Source organism: Rhodomicrobium sp. Az07 (assembly GCF_018619475.1).
In the GTDB taxonomy this organism is placed as follows: Bacteria; Pseudomonadota; Alphaproteobacteria; order Rhizobiales; family Rhodomicrobiaceae; genus Rhodomicrobium.
In genome coordinates this window covers 1-4529 of record NZ_JAHFZG010000036.1, presented here as the reverse complement: position 1 = coordinate 4529, position 4529 = coordinate 1, and the positions used below count along the sequence as shown (strand labels likewise).

3 pseudogenes and 1 CRISPR repeat array are annotated in these 4529 nt (G+C 65.4%); of the pseudogenes, 2 read left to right on the top strand and 1 reads right to left on the bottom strand.

The annotated features are described in order from the left end of the window. Positions 1-91, top strand: a pseudogene (locus KKP04_RS15180) (IS5/IS1182 family transposase); the annotation flags it as partial. A gap of 85 nt (positions 92-176) precedes the next feature. Further along, a pseudogene (locus KKP04_RS16020) lies at positions 177-254 on the top strand (hypothetical protein); the annotation flags it as partial. Positions 255-295: 41 nt separating this feature from the next. Further along, positions 296-4124: direct repeats of the CRISPR family, unit length 29 nt; unit sequence GGGTCTATCCCCGCGCCTGCGGGGGAACC. A gap of 294 nt (positions 4125-4418) precedes the next feature. Here the strand turns inward: KKP04_RS16020 and KKP04_RS15170 are convergent. Then, a pseudogene (locus KKP04_RS15170) lies at positions 4419-4529 on the bottom strand (IS5/IS1182 family transposase); the annotation flags it as partial.

The following is a 4529-nucleotide window of genomic DNA, read 5'->3' as shown; positions in this document are numbered from 1 at the left end:
GTTTCGACGCATCGCTACGAGATATGAAAAAACCGCCCGAAACTACCGCTCCATGATCGCTCTCGCAGCAACCATCTTGTGGATCCGATAAATGTCCACACTTCCTAGCCCGTGGGGAAGAGGCTCGGCAGGGCGGCTATGCTGTAGCCGCAGAGTATGACCGCCATCAAGGTCGTCTGGTCGTCAACCTCAACAATGGCGTCACGGTCATGGTGCCGGTGCATCTGCTGGAAGGTCTGGCCGACGCCGAGGCTGACGACCTGGCCGAGATCGAGATTACCCCCACTGGTCTCGGGCTGCACTGGCCCCGCCTGCGGGGGAACCCGGGATGAGGATCTCCGCAACCGCGGTGGATACGGTCTATCCCCGCGCCTGCGGGGGAACCGTCGGCCAGGTCGAGAAGATGGCCGAGAAAGGGGGTCTATCCCCGCGCCTGCGGGGGAACCTTTGTGTGCGTGACCTCGACGCCTCCACGCCAGGGTCTATCCCCGCGCCTGCGGGGGAACCACGATAGGAATGTCCGAGACGGAAAGTCAGTCGGGTCTATCCCCGCGCCTGCGGGGGAACCTGAATATGATAGGTACAATCGCAGGAAAGGAACGGTCTATCCCCGCGCCTGCGGGGGAACCCACGCGGGCACTGGAAACAGAGAAAGAGGTGAGGGTCTATCCCCGCGCCTGCGGGGGAACCGACTTCGTTTAAGGAGGCCCGATGACATTGCAGGGTCTATCCCCGCGCCTGCGGGGGAACCCGAGGGCTATAACCTCCCGCCGATGACTGTGCAGGTCTATCCCCGCGCCTGCGGGGGAACCCGATCAACCAGTGGTCGATGCCCGATGAAGTGGGGTCTATCCCCGCGCCTGCGGGGGAACCGTGCTCAAGGGCGCCTGCTACATCTCGGACGAGGGTCTATCCCCGCGCCTGCGGGGGAACCCCGATTATAGGTCGGCAGAATATTTTCGGGGCGGGTCTATCCCCGCGCCTGCGGGGGAACCCTTGCGCGGCGGCTTTAATCGAGCCTCGATTACGGTCTATCCCCGCGCCTGCGGGGGAACCCGGAATAGCTGACGGGAACCTCATAGACAAAAGGGTCTATCCCCGCGCCTGCGGGGGAACCGGCGCGGCAAGTGTGTTTCGTGGACCTGATCGGGGTCTATCCCCGCGCCTGCGGGGGAACCTCTGCCTGCGGGGGAACCACGGTCGATCCCGATCTGAACGATCCAATGCCGGGTCTATCCCCGCGCCTGCGGGGGAACCGCATTGGTGCAGCTTCGATGAATCTACCAACCGGGTCTATCCCCGCGCCTGCGGGGGAACCCGTACACCGCGCTGCACCATGCGGCAAGAGGCGGGTCTATCCCCGCGCCTGCGGGGGAACCTCAAACTGGAAGGCGCGCCGACTGACGGCAAAAGGTCTATCCCCGCGCCTGCGGGGGAACCGTCGCAATCGGTGGTAGTGTTGTCGCCGGAGTGGGTCTATCCCCGCGCCTGCGGGGGAACCGATCCATCCTCATTCCTCCTTAAAAAAGCGCCGGGTCTATCCCCGCGCCTGCGGGGGAACCGCGAACTTCCCGTATGCGTTGTTCAGGATCAACGGTCTATCCCCGCGCCTGCGGGGGAACCTTGTTGGTATTGACGGCGACAAACGGCGTCGGGGGTCTATCCCCGCGCCTGCGGGGGAACCCCAGATCGCGCCGAACGCATAAAGGATCGGATGGGTCTATCCCCGCGCCTGCGGGGGAACCCCTCGTTTTCCGCCATCGCTTCCGCTTGCTTCGGGTCTATCCCCGCGCCTGCGGGGGAACCGGAAGATCAAGAAGGGCGCGCAGAAATGGACCGGGTCTATCCCCGCGCCTGCGGGGGAACCGAAGCGCTCGCCACGATCTTCGACAGCACAGCCGGTCTATCCCCGCGCCTGCGGGGGAACCGCGTCGGATCGATTCGCACGGTAGTATCTCCGGGGTCTATCCCCGCGCCTGCGGGGGAACCAAGGCTGGCACGGCCCGCACCGAAGCGCTGATGGGTCTATCCCCGCGCCTGCGGGGGAACCGGTTCTTCGATCCGCAACGCGGGGCGCAAAAACGGTCTATCCCCGCGCCTGCGGGGGAACCGTGCCAGCGTCCACGAGTTGGTTCAGAAGCGAGGGTCTATCCCCGCGCCTGCGGGGGAACCCGGCGGCTATGATCGCGGCGGCGCATATTGGGGGGTCTATCCCCGCGCCTGCGGGGGAACCCGTCTCTAGGTTGTGGTAGGGGTGTTGCGTCAGGGTCTATCCCCGCGCCTGCGGGGGAACCGATTATGGCCAATATCACTCCAGCAAAACGCGGGGTCTATCCCCGCGCCTGCGGGGGAACCGCTCCGGCGCAGGATTGCTGAATTGGTACGATGGGTCTATCCCCGCGCCTGCGGGGGAACCGCTTGCGCTTAACGGCTCGCTCACCCTTCCCGCGGTCTATCCCCGCGCCTGCGGGGGAACCTCGAATGCCATCAAGCCGTGGGCCGAGAAGTCGGGTCTATCCCCGCGCCTGCGGGGGAACCCAGCCGCCCAGGTTCGGGGCTGGAATTATTCAGGGTCTATCCCCGCGCCTGCGGGGGAACCGCGCACGGGCCGATTTCCCATGAGGCGATTTCGGGTCTATCCCCGCGCCTGCGGGGGAACCAAAAGCTCCGTTTGGCTATTCAATTTCGGGGCCGGTCTATCCCCGCGCCTGCGGGGGAACCACGCCGCCGACGACACCGGCGGTCAACAAGCCGGGTCTATCCCCGCGCCTGCGGGGGAACCCGCCGGTCGCATCGCTCAAGGACGCTCAGAACGGGTCTATCCCCGCGCCTGCGGGGGAACCAGGGCAGGCGGGATGAAAGCGAGGAAGCGGCGGGGTCTATCCCCGCGCCTGCGGGGGAACCGACGGTGTCGACCACGACCGCCGAAGTGCCGGCGGTCTATCCCCGCGCCTGCGGGGGAACCCTATGCTGTGCCGCATATGCCCGCGCTCGAAGCGGTCTATCCCCGCGCCTGCGGGGGAACCGATTGACGAGCAAGGGCAAGCCTCTAAGGCCAGGGTCTATCCCCGCGCCTGCGGGGGAACCTCACCACATGAGGATTTGCGGCCATTGTTTTTGGGTCTATCCCCGCGCCTGCGGGGGAACCATTGCCGTGTAACGCGCGGTGACAATGGAGAAGGGTCTATCCCCGCGCCTGCGGGGGAACCACGCGTCCGTGGCGGCGACGATAGCGATACGCGGGTCTATCCCCGCGCCTGCGGGGGAACCGTCGTCTGACGATCCGCGCAGCTGGCGGTTAAAGGTCTATCCCCGCGCCTGCGGGGGAACCGATGCATAGCGGTCGTATCCCCGCGCCGTTGGGGGTCTATCCCCGCGCCTGCGGGGGAACCCTAGGCTTTACTCTCTGGAAACAGGGAGCCGCGGGTCTATCCCCGCGCCTGCGGGGGAACCGCGGCCCCGTCTTCGGCGATCAGCCATGCGGCGGGTCTATCCCCGCGCCTGCGGGGGAACCGAGGACGAGGCCCGCGACATCCTGAGAAACACGGGTCTATCCCCGCGCCTGCGGGGGAACCTCCGCAAATGTTGTCCATGCCCCGCCCGGCACAGGTCTATCCCCGCGCCTGCGGGGGAACCCGCAATCCGCTCATAGAATCTTTGAGCAGGAAGGGTCTATCCCCGCGCCTGCGGGGGAACCGGTTCTTCGATCCGCAACGCGGGGCGCAAAAACGGTCTATCCCCGCGCCTGCGGGGGAACCGGGCTCAATGGCGTCAAAGATAGCGACGTAACGGGTCTATCCCCGCGCCTGCGGGGGAACCGTGCGCAAGAGCGCACAGACCGGCTTCACCACGGGTCTATCCCCGCGCCTGCGGGGGAACCTGGGCAAGCCCCAGGACGCTCGGCTTGTCCGGGGGTCTATCCCCGCGCCTGCGGGGGAACCTTTCACGAACTCATGACGGCCGAGGAAAAGGAGGGTCTATCCCCGCGCCTGCGGGGGAACCCGACTGATTGCACAAGAGGTGTGGCTGTGGTGGGGTCTATCCCCGCGCCTGCGGGGGAACCTGATGACGCCGGAGTCGTAGTCAGCCATGAGGGGGTCTATCCCCGCGCCTGCGGGGGAACCCGTCGAGCAAATACGCGGACTTATGTAGCAAACGCAGGGAAGAAAATCCATGAGAGTCAGTGAGTTGTCCTCTAAAACAAGAGGATGGCCGAACCTCACATCATCTCGGGATTGAAGGCGAAGCAGGAAGAGCTTCGCCGCCGAATCTCCGACCTCGAAAAGAGGATCAAGGAGACGCGAAGCGACCTTGCCACCATCACAGAAGCCTTGCGCATTTGCGGCGACACAGCGCCAACGTCGAAGCCGGGGAACCTGTTCAAGCCGGGGGAACTCTCCCGCATCATCCTTGACGCTCTAGGTCACCGACTCGTAAGCCCGCAGCCAGATACGGACTGACGCAAGCTTGACGGATGCGAGGAAATTGTCGTCGCGCTTGTCGTATCGGGTTGCGACGGCGCGGAAATG